Below are 25,575 nucleotides of genomic sequence, written 5' to 3'. Positions count from 1 at the left end.
GCGATAGGCCCGAGCCGGAGAGCTGGAGCACAAAGGCGGCAAAATCTCAGTCAAATGCGAACGGACGCCCCGGATTCGGGGGGTGACCCGCGGACGAGCGATCTAGACAGAATCCGCCCACGGTGCGATTCTGCCAAGCCACCGTCCGTCCTTTCTGCTCGGCACATGCGCTGTGCGGCCCGGACGGTCAAGCGCCGTGGCGAGGTGACATGCTCTCCGCAACGTGTACCGTGAGCCAGCAGATCTATAGCGACTCGAGCATCGAGGTGTTCGAAGGCACCTGGGGCGACGAGCGCAAGCCTGCTGTCTTCAAGGTCCTGAAGAGCGAGTTCCCGAGCTCGCGCGAGCTCGCGTCGCTCCGGCACGAGTACAACGTCCTCCGCGAGCTCGACGTCGAGGGCGTCGTCAAGGCGTACGGGCTCGAGAAGCACAAAAACGGCCTCGCCCTCGTGCTCGAGAGGCCGAGCAGGACGACGCTCCACGACATCCTGCGCGCCGGCCGGCTGGAGCTCAAGCCGGCCCTGACGATCGCCCGCTCGGCGGCCCGGGTCCTCGACGAGATCCACCGCCGCAAGGTGATTCACAAGGACGTCAAGCCGCACAACCTCCTGGTCGACCCGGACACGCTCAAGGTCCATTTCGTCGGCTTCGGCATCGCCACGCTCCTCCCGCAGGAGACGCAGCAGGCGGTGAGCCCCGAGGCGCTCGAGGGGACGCTCGCGTACATGTCGCCCGAGCAGACCGGCCGGATGAACCGCGTGATCGATCGCCGCACCGATCTCTACTCGTTCGGCGTGACCCTCTACCAGATGCTCACCGGCGTCCTGCCGTTCAACGAGAGCGATCCGATGGATCTCATCCACGGCCACATCGCGCGCACGCCCGTGCCCCCGCCCGAGCGGGTCCCGGGCGTGCCCGAGGCGGTGTCCCGGATCGTGATGAAGCTCCTCGCCAAGAACGCGGAGGACCGATATCAGAGCGCCTTCGGCCTGTTCGCCGACCTCGACGCGTGCCTCCGCCAGCTCTCGACCGCCGGCGCGGTGGCGCCGTTCGCGCTCGGCCAGCGCGACATCCCGGACACGCTGCGCATCCCGCAGAAGCTCTACGGCCGCGCCGAGGAGGAGCGCGCGCTGCTCGTCGCCTTCGAGCGCGCCGCCGGCGGGGAGGGGGAGCTCCTGCTCGTGTCGGGGTACTCGGGCATGGGCAAGTCGGCCCTCGTGAACGAGATCCACAAGGCCATCGCCCAGCGAGGCGGCTATTTCACCGCCGGCAAGTTCGATCCGCTGAACCGCGGCGCGCCGTACACCTCCCTCGCGCGGGCCTTCCGGGAGCTCATCCGGCACATCCTCACCGAGCGGCCGGAGCAGCTCGCGCGCTGGAGCACGGAGCTCGCCCGCGCGCTCGGCACGAGCGGCCAGCTCCTCGTCGACCTCATCCCGGAGCTCGAGTGGATCGTCGGCCCGCAGCCCCCGGTCCAGAAGCTCCCGCCGGCGGAGTCGCAGGGCCGCTTTCACGCGATCTTCAAGGCGTTCGTCCGCGTCTTCGCGACCGCCGAGCACCCCCTCGTGCTCTTCCTGGACGACCTCCAGTGGGCCGACCCCGCCTCGCTCAAGCTGCTGGAGGTCCTCGCCACGGATCCGGAGCGCGGCTATCTGCTCGTGATCGGCGCCTACCGCGACAACGAGGTGTACGCGGCGCACCCGCTGCGGGTCGCGCTCGGCGAGATCGAGAAGGCAGGCGCGCCGCTCTGCGAGCTCAGGCTGCGGCCGCTCGCCCTCGGCGACGTGGTCGAGCTGCTCTCGGACGCGCTCTCGGCGGCGCGCGACGAGGTCGAGCCGCTCGCCCGCGTCGTGTTCGACCGGACCCAGAGCAACCCGTTCTTCGTGCGGCAGTTCCTGGCCTCGCTCCACGCCGAGGGCCTGCTCCGCTTCGAGGCGGGCGCGTGGACGTGGAACATCGAGAGCATCCGGCGCCGCACGGTCACCGACAACGTCGTCGAGTTCATGGCGCGCAAGATCGAGGAGCTCGATCCCGAGTTCGTGCGCGTCCTCCGGCTCGCGGCGTGCATCGGGCACGAGTTCGATCTGCGCACGCTCGCGGTCATCAGCGAGCGGCCGCCGCACGAGACCGTGACCGCGCTGTGGAAGATCCTCCAAGAGGGCCTGATCGCGCCCGTGGACACCGACTACCGCCTCGCGCACGCGAGCGACGGCGACGCGCGGGCCGGCGTCGACTGGCGCGTCACCTACCGCTTCTTGCACGATCGCGTCCAGCAGGCGGCCTACTCGCTCATCGGCGAGGATCGAAAGAGGGAGGTCCACCTCAGGATCGGGCGGCTCATGGTCGCGAGCAGCGAGGGCGCCGCGCGGGAGGAGGCGCTCTTCGACATCGTGAACCACTTCAACATCGCGGCGCCGATCGTCACCTCGCCCGCCGAGCAGGCCACGGCCGCCGAGCTGAACCTCGCCGCCGGCAGGCGGGCCAAGGCGGCCACCGCCTACGAGGCCGCGGCCGGCTATTTCCACGCGGGCATGGCGTTTCTGCCCCGCGGCGGCTTCGACGACCACTACGAGCTCGCCCTCGCGCTCCACCGGGAGCGCGCCGAGGTCGAGTCGCTGTGCGGCGCGTTCGAGGAGGCCGAGCGGCTGTGCGCCGCGGCGCTCGAGCGCGCCCGGACCGAGATGGACAAGGTCTCGATCCACCTCGTCCAGGCGAATCAATACCTGCTCCAGTGGCGCAATCACGAGGCGACCCTGGTCCAGAAGGCCGGCCTCCGGCTCCTCGGGTGCCCGATCCCCGAGGACCGGGAGGAGGTCGCCGCGCTGCTCGCGCAGGAGCTCGAGGCGGTGCCGGTCCTCCTCGGAGGGCGGAGCATCGAGGAGCTCGCCCACGCCCCGAGGACGACGCGCCCCGAGGTCCCGGTGACGCTGGAGCTCCTCGTCAACCTGTTCTTCGGGGCCTACAACTCGAGCGATCAGACGCTCGCGAACCTCGCCATCGTGAAGATGGTGACGCTCTCGCTGCAGCACGGGAACAGCGACATGTCCGCCTTCGGATACGTCGCGTACGGCATGGTGGTGGGCCCGCTGCTCGGCGAGTACGAGACGGCTTATCGATTCGGCAGGATGGCCATCGAGCTCGCGGACCAGCTCGACAACCTCGTGCTCCGGGCCAAGACCTACCACATCTTCTCCGCGGACGTGCACAGCTGGACGCAGCCCCTGCGGAGGGCGGATCCTTATTACGACCGCGTCTACGATCTAGGGCTCCAGGCCGGCGACTGGACGGCCATGGGCTACATGATCAGCCAGAGCGGCTCGGACCGGCTCACCTACGGGATGCCGCTCGCGGAGCTCTCGCAGCTCACCGAGGTGCACCTCGCGTTCCTGCGGCGCGCCCGGAGCCACGACATCATCGATATCCTCCTCGCGGGCGTCATCCAGCCCATGAAATGCCTGCAAGGGCTCACGAGGAGCCGGCTCAGCTTCGACGACGGCGCGTTCGACGAGGCGTCCTACACGGCGAAGCACGGCGGCTCGCCCTACCACATGGGGTGGCTGTACTACGCCAAGATCCGGAATGCGTACCTGTTCGGCGACCGGGCGAGCTATCCCGATCTGATGCAGAAGCTCGCCGTGATCGAGGGCGCGCTGCCCACGCACGCGAAGGTGCCCGAGGCGACGTTCTATGCGGGGCTCATGCGGATCGCCGCGCTGGAGGGCGCGGAGGGCGCCGAGCGGCGGGAGCACGAGGGGCAGCTCGGGCGGCTCCTTGGGCGGATGAAGCGCTGGGCGGACGCCGGGCCGGACAACGTGCGTCACAAACACCTGCTCTTGCTGGCCGAGCAGGCCCGCGTCGAGGGGCGGCGCGCCGAGGCCATGGACCTCTACGAGCAGGGCATCGAGGCCGCGCGGCAGGCCGACTACATCAACAATCAGGCGCTCGGGAACGAGCTCTACGGCAGGTTCTGGCTCGCCCAGGGCAGGGCCGAGTTCGCCGGCATCTTCCTGCGCAGGGCCGTTTACCTGTACGAGCGCTGGGGGGCGAGCGCGAAGGTCGAGGCGCTGCGCGAGGCGCTCGCGCCGGCCGCCCCGTCGGCCGCGGACGGGGCCGTCGCGCTCTCGCCGACGAGCACCGCGCTGCCGGGGCTCGTCGCGGGGGAGAGCTTCGACCTCGCCACGGTGCTGAGGACCGCTCAGGCCATCTCGAGCGAGATCGTGCTGGACAAGGTGCTCGATCAGGTGCTGCGCAGCGTGATCAAGAGCGCCGGGGCGAGCCGGGGGTTCCTGATCCTCTCGCGCGGCGAGGTGCTCACGGTCGAGGCGATGATCTCGGTCGACCCCGACACGGTGAGCCTCGGGCTCGCGATGCCCCTGGAGACGCGCCTCGATCTGGCCCGCGCGGTCGTGCACTACGTGGCGCGCTCGCGCGAGGCGCTCGTGATCGGCCGGGCGGAGGACGACCCGCGCCTCGCCGGCGATCCGCACGTGATCGCGCGCCGGCCGAAATCGATCCTCGGCTTGCCGCTGCTCCACCAGGGCCGGCTGAGCGGCGTCCTGTACCTCGAGAACCACCTCGCCGAGCACGCGTTCACCGCCGATCGCATCGAGCTCTTGCGCCTGCTCTCGTCGCAGGCGGCGGTGGCGGTCGAGAACGCGCTGCTCTACGCGGATCTGGAGGCCGTGAGCGCCGAGCTCCGGGCCGCCAACGAGCGCCTGGAGCGGGAGGTCGAGGAGCGGACGGAGGAGCTGTCGCAGGCGAACGAGCGCCTCTCGGCGCAGAGCGAGGAGCTCCGGGACGCCAACCTGCGCCTCCTCCACGAGCTCGGCGAGCGCGAGCGCGCCGAGGAGGCGAGGGCCCAGCTGCAAGAGGAGGTGATCCGGTTCCAGCGGGAGAAGATCTCCGAGCTGTCGACGCCGCTCGTGCCGATCACGAACGACGTGATGGTCATGCCGCTCATCGGCACGCTGGACGAGGAGCGCGCGGAGGACGTGCTCCAGACCTTGCTCGACGGCGCGATGAGGAGCAGCGCCCGCGTGGTCATCATCGATGTCACGGGGCTCAAGGGGGTCGATCACCGGGTGGCGAACGCGCTCATCAACGCGGCGAACGCCCTCCGGCTGCTCGGGACCCAGGCCGTGCTGACCGGCATCCGCGGCGAGGTCGCGCAGGCGCTCATCCGGCTCGACATCGACATGTCGCGCATCGCGATCCGCGGCACACTGCAGAGCGGGATCGCCTACGCCATCGGCCGATCCGGCGCCCTGAGGGGGTCGGGGACACGCGCCTAGGGACGGCCCGGAGGCCCGTACGTCGAATCGTGTAGACACGTCCGGAGCGGATGGCGCATCATGAGTCCGCCAGTCCGCCGGGGGGTGCCTGCTTCATCGTGCGCCGTGCGGCGGCACGAGGCGTCTGGATCCGTCGAGTCGGGCGGCTCCGCGCGGGTGGAGGGGTGAGGCGCATGATGAAGAGCATCGGACGGTTCATCGTCGGGGTCTGCGTGGCGGCGGGGCTCGCGGCCCTGGGCTGCGACAACAGCGGCGCCGGCAGCGCGCCGGGGGCGCCGGGCGCGCCGGCAGAGGGCGCGAAGCCGAAGCTCGCTTACATCACGAACGGGGTCGCCCCGTTCTGGACCATCGCCGAGAAGGGCGTCATCGACGGGGCGAAGGAGTACAACGCCGAGGTGAGCGTCGTGATGCCGAGCGACGTGAACGACCAGATGCATCGGGTCGAGGACCTCTTGATCCGCGGCGTCGACGGCATCGCGATCAGCCCGATCGACGCGGAGAACCAGGTCCCGCTGCTCAACAAGGCGGCGGCCAAGACAAAGCTCATCACGCAGGACTCGGACGCGCCGAAGAGCGATCGGCTCGTGTACATCGGGATCGACAACTACGTCGCTGGCCGGATGGCGGGGCAGCTCGTGAAGGAGGCGATCCCCGGCGGGGGCAAGGTGGCCATCCTCGTCGGCCGGCTCGAGGGCGACAACGCCCGCAAGCGCCGCCAGGGCGTGCTCGACGAGCTGCTCGATCGGAAGGACACGAGCGGCGGAAACGACCCGCTGAACCAGGAGCTGAAGGGGGCGAAGTACACGATCATCGCGACCCTGACGGACCAGATCGACGCCGCCAAGGCGAAGAGCAACGCCGAAGACATGATGTCGGCGCACCCGGACCTCGTGGGCCTCATCGGCCTGAACGCCTACCACACGCCGGCCCTGCTCGAGGCGGTCAAGCAGGCCGGGAAGATGGCCTCGATCCAGGTCGTCGGCTTCGACGAGCAGGACGCGACGCTGCGCGCGATCCAGGACGGCGAGGTGGTCGGCACGGTGGTGCAGAATCCGTACATGTACGGCAAGGAGTCGGTGCGGGTGCTCGCGGCGCTCGTGCGGGGCGACACCTCCGTCGTGCCCCCGGGCGAGTTCATCTCCCTGCCGGCCCGGCAGATCCGCAAGACCAACCTGGCCGAGTTCTGGGCGGATCTGAAGCAGAAGGCGGGCAAGGCCGAGTGAGCCCCGGCGGGCCGCGCGGCGCCGCCGGACCGACCCCCTGACGCGAATGACAGCCTCCTCGCCCGACCCGGACAGGGCGCCGCTGCTCGAGGCGCGCGGCCTGACCAAGCGCTTTCCCGGCGTGCTCGCGCTCCATGACGTTCACCTCGCGCTCGGCCGCGGCGAGGTGCTCGGCATCGTCGGCGAGAACGGCGCCGGCAAGAGCACCCTCATGAAGATCCTCGCGGGCGTCGAGGCGCCCGACGCCGGCGAGATGCGCCTCGACGGGCGGCCGGCCGCGCTCGGCTCGGTGCGAGAGGCGCTCTCCCGCGGGATCGCGCTCATCCACCAGGAGCTCAACCTGGCGGAGAACCTCGATATCGCCGCCAACATCTTCCTCGGCCGGGAGCCGCGGCGGGGCGGCTTCATCGACGAGCGCAGGATGGAGCGGGACGCGCGGGCGATCATGGCGCGGGTCGGCCTCGCGTGCTCGCCGCGCGCGCTCGTCGGCGGCCTGTCGCTCGGGCAGCGTCACCTCGTGGAGATCGCCAAGGCGCTCTCCGCGAACGCCCGGGTGCTCATCATGGATGAGCCGACGTCGTGCCTGTGCCCGCCCGAGGCCGAGGCGCTGTTCGAGGTGGTGCGGGAGCTCCGCGCGGGCGGCATCGGCGTCGTGTACATCTCTCACCGCCTCGGCGAGGTGATGGCGCTGTGCGATCGCGTCCTCGTGCTGCGCGACGGCGAGAACGCGGGCGAGCTTCCGCGCGACGAGATGAGCCACGATCGCATCGTGCGGCTGATGGTGGGCCGCGATCTCTCCCAGTTCTATCCGCACGTCCCGCACCCGCCGGGCGAGCCGGTGCTCGAGGTCTCGGGCCTCAGGACGCCGCGGCACCCCGAGCACGCGCTCTCCTTCACGGTGCGCGCGGGCGAGATCGTCGGCGTGGCGGGGCTGCTCGGCGCGGGGCGCACGTCGCTGCTGCGGACGCTGTTCGGCGTCACGCCGGCGGCCGGCGGCGCCGTCCGCGTGGCCGGGCGGGCGTTCACCCCGCGCACCCCGCGCGACGCCATCGCCGCCGGGATGGGCCTGGTCCCGGAGGATCGCCAGCAACAGGGCATCATCCTGGAGATGGCGATCCGGGCGAACGTGAGCCTGCCGAGCCTCGGCGCGGCGCACCGCTACGGCGTCCTCGATCGCGCGGGCGAGCGCCGGATGTCGGCGCAGATCGTGCGCGAGCTCGGGGTGCGGACGCCGACCGACGTGCAGCCGGCGCAGCACCTCTCCGGCGGCAACCAGCAGAAGGTGGTGATCGGAAAGTGGCTGTCGATGTCGCCGCGCGTGCTCCTGCTCGACGAGCCGACCCGCGGCATTGACGTCGGCGCAAAGCACGAGATATACCAGCTGATGGAGCGATTGGCCGCGAGCGGCATGGCCACCTTGTTCGTCTCCAGCGACATGGAAGAGGTGATGGGGATGTCGGATCGGGCGCTGGTGATGCACGAGGGGCGCATCGCCGGGGAGCTCGGCCGCGCCGAGCTCCGCGAGGAGGCGATCATGCGGCTCGCGACCGGCAGCGACGCCGCGGCGTGACCCGGAGCCATCGGGCGGGATCGAGGCCAGAGGAGCATGCCTGTGACGACGACTCGTGATCTCGGGGCGCGCGATGACGCGCCCGCGCCGCTCGCGCCGAGCACGCGGCGCAAGGTGCTCGGCGTCTTCTGGCTGCTCGTCGCCGTGTCGCTCGGGACCGCGCTCCTGAACGGCAGGTTCCTCCTGGCGGACAACCTCGAGAACCTGATCCGGCGGACGGCGCTGTTCGGCATCCTCAGCATCGGGGCCGGCTTCGTGATCATCACGGGCGGCATCGACCTGTCGATCGGCTCGGTCGTGGCGCTCGCCGGCTGCATGCTGCCGTGGCTCCTCGCGGTGGAGCGCTGGTCGCCCGCGCTGGCGGTGCCGCTCCTGCTCGGCATCTCGCTGTGCATCGGGCTCGCGCACGGGCTGCTGATCACGAAGCTCCGGCTCCAGCCGTTCGTGGTGACGCTCTGCGGGCTCTTGCTCTACCGGGGCACCGCGCGCGGCATCTCGGGCGATCAGACGCAGGGGTTCGGCGTCGGGTTCGAGTCGCTGCGGTACCTGTCGGTCGGCAGCCCGTTCGCCATCCCGGTGCCGTTCCTCTCGTGGATCTCGGAGGGCCGCTTCAGCCCCTACGCGGTGAACCCGTTCACCGGCGCGAGGACGCGCCTCGATCCGATCACGTGGATCGACATCCCGATGCCGTTCCTCCTGTTCCTCGGGATCGCGGTCGCGGCGTCGATCTTCCTGAACCGCACCATCTACGGCCGTTATCTGATGGCGCTCGGCCGCAACGAGCAGGCGGCCCGCTACAGCGGGGTCGACACCGACAGGATGACGATCCTCGCCTATGTCCTCTGCTCGGTGCTCGCCTGCTTCGGGGGCATGCTGTTCGCGCTGGAGGTCAACTCGGCCCAGCCGGTCGATTTCGGCAACTTCTACGAGCTCTACGCCATCGCCGCGGCCGTGCTGGGCGGCTTCAGCCTGCGCGGCGGCGAGGGGGCGGTGATGGGCGTGATCCTCGGCACGGCGCTGATGCAGGTGCTGCGCAACTCCATCAACATGCTGGGGGTCCCGACCCAGATCGAGTTCGCGGTCATCGGCGCCGTCATTCTGATCGGCGTCATCGCGGACGAGCTGGCCAAGCGCTACGCGGCGGCGCGGCGCAAGGTGGTTGGCTCGTGAGCGCCTGAGCACGCGGGCCTCACGCCGCCGAGAACACCGCGTCGACACGATGCGTAATGCGCATCGTCGCGGTCCTCGCCTGGAGCCCGGCATGGCGGGGCGCGAGGGCGCGTTGTTCGCGTGCTAAGCTGAAAAATTGCCGGCGTTCCACGCGGCGCAGGAGCGAGCAGAGCGCAGGGGGCCGCTGTAGCGGATCGCCTGCACCACGTGGAAACATCAATCAAGTCGCTGGCTTACGGCAGCCGTGGAGAGCCCTCACGCGGCGGCTGCCCGGGTGGAAAGGGGATGGCGTGATGCGGAACCGGATTTCTTGTGTTGCTATAATTTTTCATCTGACGCTGGGGCTCGCGGGCTGTGCTGTCGGCGCGGACGAGGCCTCGTTCGAGGCGTCGGCCGTCCCGTTCGAACAGGGCGGCGAGGCGCCGGCGAGCGATCTGAGAGCCGCCGGCGCCGGCCTCAGCGCCGCGGGCGCAGGGGCAGCGTCGGTGTGGGGGCCTGCCGAGAAGTCGTTCCTCGGCACGTCGACGACCTCGGCCTCGCGGGTTTACTTCACCGGGTACCGGGGCATCGTGTCCGAGGTGTTCTATCCGGTGCTCGACACGGTCAACACCGTCGACCTGCAGTTCATGGTGGGCGATACGGCCAAGACCTTCGTCGACGAGGAGAAGCAGCAGAGCTACACCGTCACCCAGCCGGACAAGCGCTCCATGCGGTGGCAGGCGGTCACCAGCAACAGCGCCCACAACTGGCGGATCACCAAGAGCATCTTCACCGACCCGGGGCGCAACGCGCTGATCCAGCGCGTCCAGTTCGACGCGCTGAACGGCAGGAACGTCACCCAGTTCAACCTCTACCTGCTCCACAACCCGGCCATGGATAACTCCGGGGGCGGCGACACGTCGAAGACCGTGACCGCGGGCGGGCGCACGATGCTCGTCGCCTCGGAGAACAGCCGCTTCTCGGCGCTCGCCGCCTCGCAACCGTGGAAGACGCTGACGAGCGGCGGCCTGCCGATGGTGTCGAGCGGCTTCGTCGGCGAGACCGACGGCTGGACCGACCTGCTCGGCGGCACCTCCGACAAGACGATGAGCTGGCGCAACGACCTCGCGAGCGGCGGCAACGTGGCGCAGATGGGCTGGGTCGACCTCGGCGCGAGCGCCGTCACCAGCGTCTCGTTCGACGTGGTGCTCGCCTTCGGCACCACCGAGGCGGAGGCGACGACCACCGCGAACGCGACGCTCGGCAGCAACCTGACCACCCTGCGAACGACCTACGACAGCGGGTGGAACGGCTACGCGAGCGGGCTCAACAACCAGGGCGGCACCGCCGACGACCAGTATTACCTCGCGGCGATGTCGCTGAAGACGATCCAGGACAAATCGAACGGCGCCATGATCGCCGGGATGGGCACGCCGTGGGGCGAGAGCAACGGCGACGCCAACAACGGCGGGTATCACCTGGTCTGGCCGCGCGATCTGTTCAAGTTCGCCAGCGCGCTGGTGACGGCCGGGGACACGGCGACCGCGACCTCGGTGGTCAATTACCTGTTCAACACGCTCCAGCAGTCGAGCGACTGCGGGATCGCCGAGTACAACGCGCCGAGCTGCCCGCAGGGCTACAGCCGCGTCGGCCGCTTCCCGCAGAACGCCTGGGTCAGCGGGTGGCAGTACTGGCAGGGCACGCAGATGGATGAGCAGGCGATGCCGATCATCCTCGCCTGGCGCCTCGGCCCGTCGGTGTACAATCCGCTGTGGTCGAAGATCAAGAAGACCGCCGACTACGTCGTCAACACCGGCCCCTGGACGCAGCAGGAGCGCTGGGAGGAGAACTCCGGGTACTCGCCGTCGACCATCGCCGCCGAGATCGCCGGCCTCGTCTGCGCCGCCGCGATCGCGCGCGACAACGGCGACACGACGAGCGCGGCCCGCTACATGGCCGCCGCCGACTACTGGCAGCAGAGCGTCGACCGCTGGACGTTCACGAACACCGGCTATCATGGCGACGGCAAGTATTACATCCGCATCAACCCGTCGGCGCGGGGTAACACCGGAACCGGGCCGCAGGTGTATAACCCAGTGTCCGGGCCGGACGCGGCGATCTCGTTCACGAACGGCAACGGCGGCGGCACGCACGACCAGCGCTACATCGTCGACGGCGGATTCCTCGAGCTCGTGCGGATGGGGGTGAAGCGCGCGGACGATCCGTCGATCCTCGCGACGCTGCCGGAGTACGACAGTATCCTGAAGCGAAACATCGCCGGCAAAGGCGACGCGTGGTTCCGCTACAACTACGATGGATACGGCGAGAAGAACGACGGCACCAACTTCGACGGCACGGGCGGCCGGGGCCGGCTGTGGCCCATCTTCACCGCCGAGCGCGGCATGTTCAAGATCGCCACCACGGGTGTCGGCGCCGACGGCAATCCGTTCCTGACCGCGGTGAAGGCGTTCTCGACGCCGCAGGGCTTCATCCCGGAGCAGGTGTGGAGCGAGACGACGAACGTCACCGGCTGGATCGTCGACAAGCCGGCGAACGCCACGGCGGGCACCCCGACGAGGTCGATGAGCCCGCTGAACTGGGCCATGGGCGAGTACATCAGCCTGCTGGCGTCGATCCGCGCGGGCAAGGTCGTCGACGTCCCGTCGGTGGTCTGCAGCCGCTACAACGCCTGCGTCGTGCCGCCCGCGTCCGGCCAGGCGAGCGTCGTGTTCAACGTGAACGCGAGCACCGTGGTTGGCCAGTACATGTACGTCACCGGCAACACCGCGGCGCTGGGCAGCTGGAATACCGATCTCGGCATCCCGGTCGATCCGCGCAGCTACCCGGTGTGGACGAACCGCGTCAATCTGCCGGCCAGCAGCGCCCTGCAGTACAAGTACTACCGCAAGAACGACAATGGCTCCGTCACCTGGGAGAACCTGCCCGGCGGGGGCAATCGCACGCTGAGCACCCCGGCGTCCGGCGGGACGCTCACGCGAAACGACACCGTGAGCTGGTAAGGCCAGGAGGTGCGGGCGATACCCCTCAGGGCTGCATGAGCCCGCGGATCACCTGCTCTGCCTGCTCGACGAGCGCCGCCACGAGCTCGGCCGCCGGCCGCGGCCTGGCGAGGGCGGCGCTCTGCCCGGCCCAGAGCGACAGGGTATCCTCGCGCCCCGCCGCCGCCGCGGCCCGGCGGATCGGCTGCGTGAGCCAGTTCTGGACCGGGTACTCCGGGATCTCGTGCTCGTGCGGCGTCAAGGCGTCGACGAACGCGTTGGGGATGCCCCGCGCGGTGCGGCCGGAGAACACGCGGGTGAGCACGGTCGTGCGCGCGCGCGGCGAGGCCAGCGCGCCGCGGTGGCCGGCGCTCGCCCCCGACTCCTCGCAGGCGAGGAACGCCGTCCCGATCTGCACCCCGCCGGCGCCGAGCGCGAGCGCCGCCGCGACGCCGCGGCCGTCGGCGATGCCGCCCGCGGCGACCACCGGGGCCCGCACCGCGTCCACCACCTGCGGGACGAGCGACAGCGTGCCGACCAGCGACTCCCGCACGGGCCGCAGGAACGCGCCCCGATGTCCGCCCGCGTCGCTGCCCGAGGCGACGATGACGTCGACGCCGGCCTGGTCGAGCGCGATCGCCTCGTCGACGGTGGTGGCGGTGCCGATGACGGCGATCCCCCGCGCCTTCGCCCCCTCGATGACCGAGGCGGGCGGGACCCCCATGACGAAGCTCAGGGCTTGCGGCCTCGCCTCGAGCGCGGCCTCGACCTGCTCCTCGAAGCGCGGGGCGAACGCGCTGGGCACCTCGGGGTCGGGCAGATCGAGCTGCCGCAGCATGGGGCGCAGGCGCGCCACGTGCCGCTCGAGCTCCGCCGCGTCGATGGTGGCGGGCTCGCCGGGCTGGGGCACCCAGAGGTTCACCGCGAACGGGTGCGGCGTGAGCCGCCGGAGCTCGGGGACGAGGTCGCCGATCTGCGATGGCGTCAGGGCGTGCGCCCCGAAGGAGCCGAGCCCGCCGGCGTTCGAGACGGCGGCCGCGAGGGCGGTGGTGGACAGGCCGCCCCCGAAGGGGCCCTGGATGATCGGGAGACGGAGGCCGAGCTGTCGGGTGAGGCGGGTATCGGTCCACATGGCAGCACTCTAGGTGGGGCAGAGGGTCGAGGCGTCAATCGGGCACTCCAGCGTGCGGAGCCACGCGGCGGCGAGCGCGTCGACCGCGGCGGCGCCGGCGCTGTCCGTCGCTGCCTTGATGACGTCGATGAGGTCCTGCGTTCGCGCTGCGGTCCCCACGTTCGCCCTGTAGAAGTCGCCGAGGGCCTGGTCGAGCGCGTCGACGCCGATGGCGCCGGCCACCTCGCGGAAGAAGAACGCGCCCTTCATGTAGGGCACGGACGACCAGAGCGGATCGTTCAGGATGTCGATCTCGTTGCAGGTGTCCGGCAGCGCGATGGTGTTCCTGGCGCCCGCGGGGTCGCAGACGTCCTTGAGATCGCACTCGTACGCGGGCCAGACCTCCACGCCGAGCTCCTCGAGCGCGCGGGCGGCCAGGTACGAGGCGGTGCCTTCGGAGAGGACGAAGTCCTCCCAGCAGGCGATGCGCACGCCGTTGCCGAACCAGCCGTGGGCGGCCTCGTGCGCGTTGACCTCCTCGCGGTCGAGGGAGCCGCTCGAGAGGTGCCAGAAGGGGTGATGTTCCATGCCGCCGTAGTCTCCGCCGCCCCAGTCGGCCGAGACGGTCCCCACGCGGTCTCCGAAGGGGTAGGGGCCATAGGTGGTCTCCAGGAAGTCGACGACGTCGACGAGGTGCTCCGTGCCGATCGCGGCGTCGACCTCCTGGTCGGGCAGGTGCCACACGCTGACCCGGGTGCCGGCGGTCGTGGCGCCGAGCTCCAGCTCGGTGAACGCGGCGACGGCGATCGCGGGCATGTACGAGGGCGCGTCGGTGGGAATGGTCTCCGGATAGATCGCGGTCATGCCCTCCGGCACCCCGGTCACGCGCATCGTGAACCGCACGCCGTCGGCAGGATCGGATTTGCACGGAAAGAGGTTGCCGCAGAAGTAGGGCCAGAGGAACGACACCCCCGCATCCGGCATCCACCCGTCGAAGCCGTCGTGGGGCTTGAACGCATAATCGATGATGACGGTGGCGTCGCTCCCGGTCGACGGCACGCCGACGTGGAGCGCGCCGGCGCCCACGGCGTAGTCGAGGTCGCCCGATGGAGCCGCGACCGACACGATGTCGAGGTCGCCGATCTCGAACGACGCGGCCGTGCTGTCCGACGCGGCGAGCACGATGGTCGCCCTGCCCGCGAGGCTGGCGAGGTCGAGCTCGAGGGCCGTCGAGAGGATGTCGCGCGTCCAGTCCTCGGCAGCATGGACGCCGCCGGAGCCGCCGGAGCCGCCGTCCGAGCCGCCGGAGCCGCCAGTACCGCCGCCGCCGGAGCCGCCGCCGGAGCCGCCAGTACCGCCGCCGCCGCCGGAGCCGCCAGTACCGCCGCCGCCGGAGCCGCCGGAGCCGCCAGTACCGCCGCCGCCGCCGGAGCCGCCAGTACCGCCGCCGCCGGAGCCGCCGTCCGAGCCGCCCGAACCGCCGTCGCCACCCGAGCCGCCGTCGCCGCCCGAACCGCCGTCGCCACCCGAGCCGCCGTCGCCGCCCGAACCGCCGTCGCCACCCGAGCCGCCGTCGCCGCCCGCGGTGCTCGAGCTGCTCGTCGCGCCAGCGCCGCCATCACCGCCGCTGCCGGCGCCGTCGTCGTCGCCGCAGGCCGCCGTCGTCGCGAGGGTCGCCGAGGTCACGATCCATAACCAGAGGGGAGTGCGCCGCATGCTTTCGCTCCTGGAGCAGGAGCGCGCATGCTAGGCGACCGCGAATCGCGCTCGAAGAAAGCTGCGTCGATTCAGCTCCTCTCGACCGAAAGCGGCAGCGTGAAGAACACCCGCGTTCCCCGGCCGAGCTCGCTCTCCACGCCGATCGTGCCGCCGTGGCGCTCGACGAGGTTCTTGCAGATCGAGAGGCCGAGCCCGGTGCTCTTCTCGCCGCCCGTCGTCCGGGTGCTCGTCCTCCGGAACTTGCGGAACAGGCCGTTGATCTCCTCCGGACGGATGCCGAGGCCCTGATCCTCGATCACCACCTCGACCGCCTGGCCGAGCCGCCGCGCGCGCACCGTCACCGTCGTGCCCGGATGAGAGAACTTGAAGGCGTTGCTGAGCAGGTTGCTCAAGACCTGCTCGATCCGCTCGGCGTCGCAGCGGACGGGCGGGAGATCGGCGGGCGCGTCGACGACCAGGGCGATCCCCTTGCGGCGGGCGCCGTGCTCGTTCAGCGATATCGCCGCCGCGATGAGGCCGCGCAGGTCGGCGTCCTGCAGGCGAAGCGCGACGTTCCCGTGCTCGAGCGTCGTGATGTCGAGCAGATCCTCGAGCAGCTGCAGCGCGAACTCGGCGTTGGCCTGGATCTTCGAAAGGTGGCGCCGCGCGTCCTCGCGCCCGGCGGAGGCGCCCCCGAGCTGCATCGTCGAGAACCACTGGATCGCCGCGATCGGATTGCGCAGATCGTGCGCGGCGATGCCCACGAGCTCATGGCTCCGCTGGCTCTGCTCGGCGAGCCGCTGGTTCTCCCGGCGGAGCACCTCGGCCCTCGCCTCGAGGCGATCGAGGCGCCGATTGCGGTCGCAGAGCCGATCGTGCTGGGCGAACGCGTCCCGCACGACGGCGGCGAGCGCCGGCGGATCCCACGGCTTGGAGATGAACCGGTACACGCCGCCGTCGTTGATGGCCTGGATCGCCGCATTCGTGTCCGCATAGGCCGTCATGAGGAGCCGGACGGTCTCCGGAAACTCGGCCTTCACCGCCGCGTAGAGCTCCGTGCCGGTCATGCCCGGCATCCGCTGATCGCTCAGGACGACGGGGATGGCCCGCGCGCGCAGGAGCGCATAACCCTCTTCGGCGCTCTCCGCGGTGAGGACCTCGTAGTCGCGCCGGAGCTCGCGGCGGAGCGCCTTCAGGGTCTCGCGCTCATCGTCGACGATGAGCAGGGCGCGGCGCTCGCCGGGCGCTCTCGTCATCGATCGAGCTCCTTCGGCAGCGTGATCGTGAACGTGCTCCCGGCCCCCGGGGTCGAGCGGACCGAGAGCGTGCCCCCGTGCTGATCCACGACGATCTTGTGCGAGATCGTGAGGCCGAGCCCCGTGCCCTGCCCGACAGGCTTTGTCGTGAAGAACGGATCGAAGATCCTGCCGAGGACGTCATCGGTCATCCCGGCGCCGTTGTCCTCGAACTCGAGGGCGATCTGGCGCCCTTCGTCCCGCGCGCGGATCGCGATGCGGCCGTTCCCCGGGCCGCGGCACTCGACCGCCTGGGCGGCGTTGATGAGCAGGTTCAGGAACACCTGGCTGAGCTCCGCCGGCTTGCACCGCACCTTCGGCAGGTCGGCCCACGCCACCATCACCTGGACGCCGCCGCCCCTCAGCGCTGGGCCCGCGATCGCGAGCGTGCTCTCCAGGCTCTCCCTCAGGTCGGAGCGCTCCACCTCCGCATGGTCGAGCCGCGCGAAGGTCCTGAGATCCTCGACGATCTTCTGCACGCGCGCGAGGCCGCCCAGGGTGCCTTTCACGAGATCGCCCGCGTCCTCGCGGAGAAATTCGAGGTCGGCGTCCTCGCGGAGCGCCTCGGCGACGCTCGCCACGTCGTCCGGGCGCCCGCGGAGGGCGGCCGCCTCGAGCGCCTCGTAGGCGGCGAACAGCCGCCCGAGCGACGCTCCCAGGGTGTGCACGTTGCTGCGGACGAAGGCGAGGGGGTTGTTGATCTCGTGGGCCACGCCGGCGGCGAGCTTGCCGAGGGCGTTCATCTTCTCCGAGTGGACGAGCATCGATTGCGTGGCGCGCAGCTGCCCGAGCGACCTCTCGAGCGCCTTCTGCTCGGACACGAGCCGCCGCTGGAGGCTCGTGATCCGCGAGTTGAGCGCGGACACCTCGGCGACCACACGCTCGAGCTCGACGACGTCGAACTCGGCGAGGATCAGCAGCGCATCGCCGAGCCGCCACACCTCCCCGCGGACGCTGTGCGCGATCGAGCGGAGATCCCCGAAGTGCAGGATACCGCGGTGGACCGGCGCGTCGCCGCCGCGCCCCGCCGCCGCGAGCTGCGCAAAGCTCGGGCTGACGAGGCGGGCCGGCTCTCCCGCGCTTCCGAGCAGCCTGCGCATGCCGCGGTTCGCGAGCCGGGGCGCGCCGTCCGTCGCGAACACGCCCACCGCCAGCGCGGTGGAGTCCATGAGGAAGGAGCCGGCGAGCTCTGCGAGCCTGCCGTCGAGCTGCCCTGTCGCCGGCAGGGCCAATCGCCGCTTTTCTTCGTTATCTCCTGTGCTTCGCGGCTCGCGCGGTGCCATCGGACTCCGGGCCTCACCTTCGATTCCGGCGGGGACGACCTGTTTTTGGCAGGCCGGCGCGAAGGTCGCTAGACGAAACGCACCGCTGGCGCCGTCGCTCGCCCGCGCCTTCGGGATCGGCGCGCGGATGCGCCGGGCAGGGTCATGCGCCGCGCGCGGCGAGGAGCTGCTCCGCCGCGCGGACGGCCCCCTCTGCGGTCGGCGCCGAGCCGTCGGCGCCGACCTGCCTCCAGAGGTCGGGAGCGGCGCAGAACGGCCGGCCGCCGACCAGGACGACGACCCCCTTGCACCGCTCGTCGCGGCGCGCGGCGGCGATGAGATCGCCGACGCTGGCGAGGTGCTCGCCGAGCGCGGCCGAGACGGCGAGGACGTCGGCCTCGCTGCGGACGACCTCGTCAATCACGTCCTGGGCCGGCGTGCTGGCCCCGAGATAGAAGGTGTCCCACCCCGCCATCTCGAAGAAATCGGCGACGAAGCGCGCGCCGATCTCGTGGAGGTTGCCGTCCACCGCGGTGGCCACGAGCCGCAGGCCGGCGCGATCGGAGCTCGGGACGAGCGGATAAAGCTGATTGATGACCATCTGGGTGACCGCCGTGCAGTAGTGCTCCTCGGCGATGCTGAGCTGATGGAGCTGCCAGAGCCGGCCCACCTCGTACTGGCACGGCTGCAGGACGTGAACATAGATGTCCCTGATGGGCGTGCTCGCCTTGACCGCCTCCCGGATGAGCTTCACGGCCCGGCGCCGGTCCCGCTGGAGGAGCGCGTCGAGGTAGCCGCACGCGAGCACGCCGAGCGGGGCCTCGGGCCGGACGAAGCTGGGAGGCTCGACGTGCGCCGAGGTGAGCCGAAGGGTCGCCGCGGACAGGTACCTCCGCGGCGCCTCGGCGAGGTGCTCCGGCAGCGCGATCGCGAGGACGTCGCCGAGCGCGCCGAGGTGGCCCACGAGCTCGGCGGGGTCGAGGCCGAAGCCGACCAGCAGCGCCTGCGCCCACTCCGCGTACGCCCCGAAGAGCTCGGGCGACGCCACCTCGACGGCCGCGGCGAGCTGCGCGAGGTGGCGCCGGGCGTCCTCCAGGCAGCGGGCGCGCCGCTCGCCGTGGGCGAGCGCGTCCCCCGGCCGCCGCGCGTAGCTGAGCGCCACGCTCAGCGCGGCGATGCGCGCCGCCGACATGCGGAGCGCCTCCGCCGCCGAGGCGGCCTCGCCGGGCGCGGGGCCGGCCGGCGGGATGGCCGCCAGCGCGGCCGGCGTCACGAGGGGCGCGTCGTCGAGGCGCCGCCGGCCGGCGGCGAGGACGTCCTGCGCCAGCGCGGCGAGCGCCGGGTCGAGCTGCTCGCCGATGCTCTCGCGGAGCGCGTCCAGCGCGGCGGCGAGCGCGCTCCGGGGCACGCCGAGCCCCTCGAGGAACACCGCCGCGAAGGCGCAGCGTTCGCCGAGCTCCTCGCCGCCCCCGGCGCGCAGCGCCGCCGCGAGCGCGTCGATGTGCGCGCCGAGGTCCAGGCGGCACCGCGCGAGGGCCTCGCGGGCGCCGGGGGAGGGCTGCGCGGCCGCCGCGCCCCGCAGGCGCGCGAGCGCGGCGGCCATCAGCGCTTCGCGGGAGGCGAGGAGTCGATCGGCCGCCCTGTCGCGCTCTGCGATCACCATATCGACCCATCTTGCGACGCGCGCTCGCCGGCGCACGCCCCGTATCGCACGAGCCCGCCCGGGGCGTTCCGGCGGGCGGCGGGCGCGGTCGCTCTCGCGCCGGCTGCCCGCCGGGCTTGAGCGGGCGTCCCGCTTCAAGGTACGGTATCTCCCGCATCGCGACGAAGCGTCGTTGCGCGGGCGCGGGAGCTGAAGAACGATGTCGATCTCCTTGGTGCGGAACAGCTACGGCAAATCGAGGGTGCGGCTCGTCAAGGTCCGCCGCGCGGACGGGCGGCACGAGCTCACCGACATCGACGTCGACATCGAGCTCGAGGGCGATTTCGACGACGCCTACACGCGGGGCGACAACAGCAAGGTGCTGCCCACGGACACGATGAAGAACACCGTGTACGCCCTCGCCAAGGGCCACCCGGTCGAGCCGATCGAGGACTTCGGCGTCCTGCTCGCCGAGCACTTCCTCGGAAAGGCCCATACCCGGCGGGCGCGCGTCGCCATCGCGGAGAACGTCTGGTCGCGCATCGACGCGGGCGGCGCGCCGCACCGGCACGCCTTCCTCCGCGCCGGGGCCGAGCGGCGGACCGCCGAGATCACGGCGGCGTCCGGCGGGGTCGAGATCGTGTCAGGCATCGCGGATCTGCTCGTCCTGAAGACCGGCGGCTCGGCGTTCTCGGGCTTCCCCCGCGACCAGTACACGACGCTCAAGGAGACGGACGACCGCATCCTCTCCACGCTCATCCTGGCGCGATGGCGCGCGGCGGCCCGCGACGAGGCCCCCACGGCGACGTGGGAGCGCGCCCGCCGCGCCCTGCTCGAGACGTTCGCCGAGCAACACAGCCTCTCGGTGCAGCACACCATGCACGCGCTCGGGGAGGCCGTGCTCGCGGCCTGCCCGGCCGTCGACGAGCTGAGCCTCTCGCTGCCGAACAAGCATTGCCTGCTCGTCGATCTCTCGCGCTTCGGGCTCGGCAACGACAACGAGATCTTCGTCCCCGTGGACGAGCCGCACGGGCTCATCCATGCCACGATGAAGCGCGGTGGATGACCGGCGCGCAGGGGGGCTATCCTCTCGCGCCCGATGGCTCGCGAAGCACCGCCCCCCGCCGCAGCGCCGGCCGACGAAGCCGCGCCGGCCGACGACGACGGCGCGTTCCTCCGCCGCATCCGGAGCCACCCGCTCCGCCGCTTCTTCGGCCCTCCGCGCGCGTACCTGCTGACGCGCTTCGTCCTGCTCCGCCTGCTCGGCTTCGTCTACTTCATCGCGTTCTTCTCGCTCGCCCGGCAGCTCGGCCCGCTCCTCGGCCCGGACGGGCTCCTGCCGGCGGACCGGTTCCTCGAGCGCCTCCTCGCCGTGACCGGCTCGCCCGGCGCCGCGTTCCGCCGGCTCCCCACGCTCTTCCTGTGGCTCGGCGCCTCCGAGGGCGTCCTCCTCGCCGCCGCGTGGGCCGGCGTCGCGCTGTCGCTCGCCGTGTGCGCCGGCGTCACCAACGCGATCGTGCAGCTCGCGCTGTGGGCGCTTTACCTCTCGTTCGTGCACATCGGGCAGGTCTTCTACGGTTACGGCTGGGAGCACCAGCTCGCCGAGACCGGCTTTCTGGCCATCTTCCTCTGTCCCGCGCGCGGCTTCCGCCCGTTCCGGTCGCCGCCGCCGCCGGTCGTGGTGATCTGGCTCTTCCGCTGGCTCATCTTCCGGATCATGCTCGGCGCCGGCCTCATCAAGCTCCGGGGCGACCCGTGCTGGCGCGACCTCTCGTGCCTTGTCTATCATTACGAGACGCAGCCGGTGCCGAGCCCGCTGAGCTATTACCTTCACCAGCTCCCGCGGCCGGCGCACGCGCTCGGCGTGCTGTTCAATCACCTCGTCGAGCTGGTCGTCCCCTGGTTCGCGTTCGGCCCCCGCCGCGCCCGGCACGCCGCCGGCGCGCTCCTCGTGCTCTTCCAGGTCCTGCTCATCGCGAGCGGCAACCTCTCCTTCCTCAACTGGCTCACCATCGTCCCGGCGCTCGCCTGCTTCGACGACGGCGCCCTCGGCCGGCTCTTCCCGGCGCGGCTCAGGGAGCGCGCCGCGGCCCTCTCCGAGCATCGCTCGCCGTCGCGCGCGCACCGCGCCGCCGCCGCCGTGCTCGCGGTCCTGGTGCTCTGCCTCAGCGTGAGCCCGGTCATGAACCTGCTCTCGCCGCGGCAGGCGATGAACGCCACGTTCGACAGCTTCGGTCTGGTGAACACCTACGGTGCGTTCGGCAGCGTCGGCCGCGAGCGCTACGAGGTGATCCTGGAGGGCACGAGCGACGAGGCGCTCGGGGAGGGGACGCGATGGCTCGAATACGAGCTGCCGTGCAAGCCGGGCGACGTGCGACGGCGCCCGTGCGTCATCACACCGTATCATTATCGCCTCGACTGGCAGATCTGGTTCGCCGCCTTCGGGAGCTACGAGAGCGAGCCGTGGCTCGTCCACTTCGTCTACAAGCTCCTCACGGGCGACCCGGGCGCGCAGCGCCTGCTCGGGACGAACCCGTTTCCCGGCGCGCCGCCCCGGTACATCCGCGCCGAGCTCTATCGGTACAGCTTCACCCGCATCGGCGACGGCAGCGGCGCGTGGTGGCGCCGCGAGCGCGTCGGAGAGTACCTGCCGCCGCTGTCCGCCGACGACCCGGCGCTGCGCCGCTTCCTCGCCGCGCACGGATGGCTGCGGCTGCCTGCCTCCCGCGCGGCCGCGCCCGCGAAGGATGGCAGGAGCGGAGTCGAGGACACCCCGTAATCCTTCGGAGCGCGCGCTCGTCGCGCCGCGCGCCGGCGCTCCCCCGGAGAGCAGCCCGGCGCCCGCGCGCGGTCGGATTTCTGGCGCGCTCGTGATCAAGGCGCCGCAGCGCGGGCATTCTGGGGATCGCGGTCCAGGTTTCGGCGCGGTGGCGCGGAGAGACACGATGGCTTCGGCGTGAGTGCAATTTTCTTGGCCCGAGTCGCCGAGATGGCGCGGTGCGATCTGCTGCGTTGACGCGGCCAGTCAATCGAGCCGATCGGGCCGCATCGAGGCAGGCTTTGAATCGCCGCTCGTGCTAGCGGTGAAGTCCGTCATCGATGATTTTACGACAAGCGCCGATCGAGCCTTGGGCGCCAGTTTCCGGATCCATCGTTGGCCGGAACAGCGCTTGACGCGTGCCGAAGCTTCACCGTAGGTTGTGAACGACGGTAGGAGGCCACGGTATGGCTGACTCAAGGTGTCGTCGCTGGCGAGGCTGTCTCGCGGCCACCGCGACGCTCGCGCTGACGCTCGCGGCCGGGTGCGACGGGAGGATCGGAGCGGCGGGCGCCGGGGACGGGGAGGACGTCCCCGGGTCCGGACAAGGCGGCCCGCAGGCGTGCGCGGGGACCGAGCGGCTCCTCGCGCCGCAGCGGCGCCTGACGCGATTCGAATACAACAACACGGTTCGAGATCTGCTCGGAACGTCGCTTACCCCTGCCGATCAATTCCCGGTGGACGAGGTCGCCGGCGGGTTCAACAACAACGCCTCGGTGCTGACGATATCGTCGCTGCACGCCGAGAAGTACCTGCTGGCCGCCGAGCAGCTCGCGGCCGAGGCCGTGGCGGGCGATCTGTCGAAGCTATTGCCGTGCGACCCGGCCGCCGTCGCGGGCCAGGCCGAGGCGGAGGCGGCGTGCGCGCGGAAGTTCATCGACACCTTCGGCCGCCGCGCGTTCCGCCGGCCGCTCGCGCCGCAGGACGTCGACCGGCTGATGCGCGCCTACGACGCGGGGCGCACGGGCGGGTCGCTGCGCGAGGGGATCGAGGTGGTCCTCCGGGCCGTGCTGCAGTCGCCGAAGTTCCTGTTCCGCCTGGAGCTGCGCCACGATCTCGACGACTCGGCGCCGAAGGTGCGCCTCGATCCGTACGAGATGGCGTCCCGCCTCTCCTACCTCGTCTGGGCGTCGGGGCCCGACGACGAGCTGCTCGCGGCCGCCGAGGCCGGCTTGCTCGAGACCCGCGAACAGCTCGCCGAGCGAACCCGCGAAATGCTCGAGAGCCCGCGGGCGCGCCTGGCCATTGCGGAATTTTACAAGCAATGGCTCAACCTCGGGAGGCTCCAGACCATCGTGAAGGAGAAGAGCGCCTTCCCCGGGTTCGACGATGAGCTCGTCGCGGGGATGCGCGCCGAGACGCCCGCGTTCATCGAGCACGTGCTGTGGTCGGGGGATCGAAAGCTGTCGAGCCTGCTCACGCTGCCCGTCGGCTTCGCCACCGAGCCGGTCGCCGAGCTGTACGGCGTGTCGGTCCCGCCCGGCACGACCACGCCCCAGCTCGTCGAGCTCCCGCCCGAGCAGCGCGCCGGGCTGCTCACGCAGCCTGCGTTCCTGGCCGTCCATGCGCACCCGGATCAGACGTCTCCGGTCCTGCGCGGCAAGGCGATCCGGCAGAAGTTCCTGTGTTACGATCCGCCGCCGCCCCCGGACAACGTCGACCTCACGCCGCCTACGAGCGAGGAGGGCGCCACGGCGCGCGAGCGGTTCCAGCAGCACTCCTCCGACCAGTCGTGCGCCGGCTGCCATCAGCTGATGGATCCCATCGGCTTCGCGTTCGAGAACTTCGATGCTGTCGGCGCCTACCGCACCGAGGAGGGCGGGCAGGTGATCGACAGCTCCGGCGAGATCTTCCGGTCCGCGGACGTGGATGGCCCGTTCGTCGGCGTCCGCGAGCTGGCGGAGCGGCTCGCCGGGAGCGAGCAGGTCCGCGAGTGCATCGCGACCCAGTGGTTCCGCTACGCGGCGGGTCGCTTCGAGACGGACGGCGACGGCTGCTCGCTCGACCAGCTGCGCGGCGGGTTCGACGCCTCCGAGGGCGATCTCGTGGAGCTCATCGTGGCCACCACGCAGACCGAGGCGTTCATGTTCCGCAGCGCGATCGCGGCAGAGGAGGAGTGAGATGAGACAGCGAATGATCTCGAGGCGGCGGATGCTCCAGGGCGCGCTGGCGGCGACGGCGACGATCCCGCTGCTCAACTCCGAGCTGGCCCGCGGGGACGAGACCACCGCGCCCAAGCGCTTCGTGGTGTTCTACACGCCGAACGGCACGCTCGAGTCGCAATGGATGCCCCAGGGCACCGAGACCAACTTCACGCTGAGCCCGCTCTTGCAGCCGCTCTCGCCGTACAAGGCGAAGCTGCTCCCGCTGCGCGGGATCAACATGAACGTCGTGGTCAACTCCAACATCGGCTCCGAGCACGCGCGGGGCATCGGCGGCCTGCTCACCGGGCGGGCGCTGCTCCGGGGCAATTTCCGGAGCTTCAACTCGAACAACGCCGGCTGGTCGTCGGGGATCTCGCTCGACCAGCACATCGCGAACAAGCTGAAGCCGCCGACGCTGTTTCGCACCCTGGAGCTCGGCGTCCAGGTCCGCGACGCGGAGGTGCGCGGCCGGCTCTGCTACGCCGGGCCCGACCAGCCGATCCCGCCGCGCGAGGATCCCTACGACACGTTCCAGCAGCTCTTCGGGGCCTCGGTGCCGGGCCAGGGCCAGGGCAGCTCCGACGCGCTCGATCGGCTCCGCGCGCAGCGGCGGACCGTGTTCGACATCCTGCGCGAGGACATCGCCGACGTGCGGCCCCGCATCGGCCGGGAAGATCGCGTCAAGCTCGACGCGCACCTGCAGTCGATCCAGGACATCGAGGCGCGCCTGGCCGGCGGCGGCTCGTCGAGCGGCGGCGGCCCGACCGCGAGCTGCCAGGGCCCGTCGCTCGGCGCTCGCATCGACCTCTCGGACGACGCGAACATGCCTGCCATCGGCAAGCTCCAGATGGATATGGCGGCCGCGGCGCTCGCGTGCGACCTCACCCGGATCTGCACGATCCAGTGGTCGTACGCCGAGAGCGAGCACCTCTATCCGTTCCTCGATCTCCAGGGGAACCACCACGCCATCTCCCACCAGTGGGACGCCGCGGGCAAGGCGCAGTACTCGAAGATCCACACGTGGTTCGCCGAGCAGCTCGCCTACTTGCTCGGCAAGCTCGACTCGTACGCGGAAGGGGATCGCACGCTCCTCGACAACACCGTCGTCCTGTGGGTCACCGAGATCAGCGAGTCGACGCAGCACGCGCTCACGAACATGCCGTTCCTGCTCGCCGGCAGCGCGGGTGGGGCCTTCCGCACCGGCCGCTTCGTGGATTACCTGGCGAACGGCGGCTCTCCCCGCCAGCACAACGATCTGCTGGTCTCGATCGCCAACGCGATGGGGACCGACGACACGACCTTCGGCGACCCCCAGTTCAGCACCGGGCCGCTCCCCGGCCTCACCTGACCGCGCCTCGCCGGCGGGACATACC

At 71.1% G+C, this 25,575-nt stretch carries 14 protein-coding genes; 9 read left to right on the top strand and 5 right to left on the bottom strand.

Features of this window, described 5'->3' with window-relative positions; translation table 11 throughout:
- Positions 1-209: 209 nt before the first annotated feature.
- The 5 genes from NQZ70_RS25090 to NQZ70_RS25070 all read left to right on the top strand — a co-directional run bounded on the left by NQZ70_RS25090 (position 210) and on the right by NQZ70_RS25070 (position 12,253).
- A complete protein-coding gene (locus tag NQZ70_RS25090) occupies positions 210-5,291 on the top strand; it encodes an AAA family ATPase (protein WP_129576450.1) in 5,082 nt (1,693 codons plus the stop codon).
- Positions 5,292-5,464: 173 nt separating this feature from the next.
- The gene (locus tag NQZ70_RS25085; RefSeq protein WP_129576449.1) at positions 5,465-6,514 is read left to right on the top strand and encodes a sugar-binding protein; all 1,050 of its coding nucleotides are present in this window, start codon (positions 5,465-5,467) and stop codon (positions 6,512-6,514) included.
- 46 nt (positions 6,515-6,560) lie between these two features.
- Positions 6,561-8,084, top strand: coding sequence for a sugar ABC transporter ATP-binding protein (locus tag NQZ70_RS25080; RefSeq protein WP_129576448.1), 1,524 nt, complete (start codon positions 6,561-6,563; stop codon positions 8,082-8,084).
- A gap of 36 nt (positions 8,085-8,120) precedes the next feature.
- Positions 8,121-9,254, top strand: coding sequence for an ABC transporter permease (locus tag NQZ70_RS25075; RefSeq protein ID WP_129576447.1), 1,134 nt, complete (start codon positions 8,121-8,123; stop codon positions 9,252-9,254).
- 434 nt (positions 9,255-9,688) lie between these two features.
- On the top strand, positions 9,689-12,253 hold the full coding sequence (locus tag NQZ70_RS25070) for a glycoside hydrolase family 15 protein (protein ID WP_129581560.1): 2,565 nt from the start codon (positions 9,689-9,691) through the stop codon (positions 12,251-12,253).
- Positions 12,254-12,278: 25 nt separating this feature from the next.
- Here the strand turns inward: NQZ70_RS25070 and NQZ70_RS25065 are convergent, their stop codons facing one another.
- From NQZ70_RS25065 to NQZ70_RS25045, 5 genes are all read right to left on the bottom strand, one after another.
- Positions 12,279-13,364 (bottom strand): nitronate monooxygenase family protein, encoded by a 1,086-nt coding sequence (locus tag NQZ70_RS25065; protein WP_129576446.1) that lies wholly within the window; start codon positions 13,362-13,364, stop codon positions 12,279-12,281.
- Between the two features lie 9 nt (positions 13,365-13,373).
- Positions 13,374-15,059 carry a M1 family metallopeptidase gene (locus NQZ70_RS25060; RefSeq protein ID WP_129576445.1) on the bottom strand — a complete coding sequence of 562 codons (1,686 nt, stop codon included), beginning with the start codon at positions 15,057-15,059 and terminating at the stop codon, positions 13,374-13,376.
- A gap of 71 nt (positions 15,060-15,130) precedes the next feature.
- Positions 15,131-16,297: a hybrid sensor histidine kinase/response regulator gene (locus NQZ70_RS25055; RefSeq protein ID WP_129576444.1), complete on the bottom strand. Its 1,167-nt coding sequence runs from the start codon at positions 16,295-16,297 to the stop codon at positions 15,131-15,133.
- Positions 16,294-17,568 (bottom strand): sensor histidine kinase, encoded by a 1,275-nt coding sequence (locus NQZ70_RS25050; protein ID WP_129576443.1) that lies wholly within the window; start codon positions 17,566-17,568, stop codon positions 16,294-16,296. The genes NQZ70_RS25055 and NQZ70_RS25050 overlap by 4 nt, the downstream gene beginning before the upstream one ends.
- Before the next feature lie 193 nt (positions 17,569-17,761).
- Positions 17,762-19,261 (bottom strand): cobalamin-dependent protein, encoded by a 1,500-nt coding sequence (locus NQZ70_RS25045; protein ID WP_129576442.1) that lies wholly within the window; start codon positions 19,259-19,261, stop codon positions 17,762-17,764.
- 199 nt (positions 19,262-19,460) lie between these two features.
- On the opposite strand from NQZ70_RS25045, the gene pucL reads away from it, so the two are divergent.
- The 4 genes from pucL (at position 19,461) to NQZ70_RS25025 (ending at position 25,550) form a co-directional block, all read left to right on the top strand.
- Positions 19,461-20,306 (top strand): factor-independent urate hydroxylase, encoded by an 846-nt coding sequence (gene pucL, locus NQZ70_RS25040; RefSeq protein WP_129576441.1) that lies wholly within the window; start codon positions 19,461-19,463, stop codon positions 20,304-20,306.
- Positions 20,307-20,339: 33 nt separating this feature from the next.
- Entirely contained in the window at positions 20,340-22,019 is a 1,680-nt protein-coding gene (locus NQZ70_RS25035) for a lipase maturation factor family protein (protein WP_129576440.1), read from the top strand.
- Positions 22,020-22,465: 446 nt separating this feature from the next.
- Positions 22,466-24,178 carry a DUF1592 domain-containing protein gene (locus tag NQZ70_RS25030; RefSeq protein WP_129576439.1) on the top strand — a complete coding sequence of 571 codons (1,713 nt, stop codon included), beginning with the start codon at positions 22,466-22,468 and terminating at the stop codon, positions 24,176-24,178.
- 1 nt (position 24,179) lies between these two features.
- The gene (locus tag NQZ70_RS25025) at positions 24,180-25,550 is read left to right on the top strand and encodes a DUF1552 domain-containing protein (protein WP_237245586.1); all 1,371 of its coding nucleotides are present in this window, start codon (positions 24,180-24,182) and stop codon (positions 25,548-25,550) included.
- The last annotated feature ends 25 nt before the right edge of the window (positions 25,551-25,575 follow it).

It is taken from the genome of Sorangium sp. So ce836, assembly GCF_028553905.1.
Classification (GTDB): Bacteria; Myxococcota_A; Polyangia; order Polyangiales; family Polyangiaceae; genus Sorangium; species Sorangium cellulosum_D.
Note: the sequence above shows the minus strand (reverse complement) of the source record. Positions and strands in the feature narration are given on the sequence as shown.

Coding starts and splice junctions, on each gene's coding strand:
- pucL (WP_129576441.1), top strand. CDS start 19,461: ATGTCGATCTCCTTGGTGCGGAACAGCTACGGCAAATCGAGGGTGCGG.
- NQZ70_RS25065 (WP_129576446.1), bottom strand. CDS start 13,364: ATGTGGACCGATACCCGCCTCACCCGACAGCTCGGCCTCCGTCTCCCG.
- NQZ70_RS25075 (WP_129576447.1), top strand. CDS start 8,121: ATGCCTGTGACGACGACTCGTGATCTCGGGGCGCGCGATGACGCGCCC.
- NQZ70_RS25085 (WP_129576449.1), top strand. CDS start 5,465: ATGATGAAGAGCATCGGACGGTTCATCGTCGGGGTCTGCGTGGCGGCG.
- NQZ70_RS25080 (WP_129576448.1), top strand. CDS start 6,561: ATGACAGCCTCCTCGCCCGACCCGGACAGGGCGCCGCTGCTCGAGGCG.
- NQZ70_RS25090 (WP_129576450.1), top strand. CDS start 210: ATGCTCTCCGCAACGTGTACCGTGAGCCAGCAGATCTATAGCGACTCG.
- NQZ70_RS25055 (WP_129576444.1), bottom strand. CDS start 16,297: ATGACGAGAGCGCCCGGCGAGCGCCGCGCCCTGCTCATCGTCGACGAT.
- NQZ70_RS25060 (WP_129576445.1), bottom strand. CDS start 15,059: ATGCGGCGCACTCCCCTCTGGTTATGGATCGTGACCTCGGCGACCCTC.
- NQZ70_RS25025 (WP_237245586.1), top strand. CDS start 24,180: ATGAGACAGCGAATGATCTCGAGGCGGCGGATGCTCCAGGGCGCGCTG.
- NQZ70_RS25035 (WP_129576440.1), top strand. CDS start 20,340: ATGGCTCGCGAAGCACCGCCCCCCGCCGCAGCGCCGGCCGACGAAGCC.
- NQZ70_RS25045 (WP_129576442.1), bottom strand. CDS start 19,261: ATGGTGATCGCAGAGCGCGACAGGGCGGCCGATCGACTCCTCGCCTCC.
- NQZ70_RS25030 (WP_129576439.1), top strand. CDS start 22,466: ATGGCTGACTCAAGGTGTCGTCGCTGGCGAGGCTGTCTCGCGGCCACC.